Here is a 264-nt window from a genome sequence, read left to right on the forward strand (position 1 = left end):
CGCCGATCAGCTCCATCAGCACGGTGATGCCCAGCGGGGTTTGCTCGGCAGGCTTGAGCACCACGCAGTTACCGGCGGCCAGGGCCGGGGCGAGTTTCCAGGCGGCCATCAGGATCGGGAAGTTCCACGGGATGATCTGCCCGACCACGCCCAGCGGTTCGTGGATGTGATAGGCCACGGTGTTGCCATCGATCTCGGCGGCGCTGCCTTCCTGGGCGCGGATGCAACCGGCGAAGTAGCGGAAATGGTCGGCGGCCAGCGGGA

General features: G+C 67.0%; 1 protein-coding gene. It reads right to left on the bottom strand.

Annotated elements, in window-relative coordinates; all coding sequences use genetic code 11:
• On the bottom strand, window positions 1–264 hold a 264-nt coding region (locus tag QMX98_RS35170), incomplete at both ends, for an aldehyde dehydrogenase family protein (RefSeq protein ID WP_282412111.1).

Source organism: Pseudomonas sp. PS02303 (assembly GCF_029959925.1).
Taxonomy (GTDB): domain Bacteria; phylum Pseudomonadota; class Gammaproteobacteria; order Pseudomonadales; family Pseudomonadaceae; genus Aquipseudomonas; species Aquipseudomonas mandelii.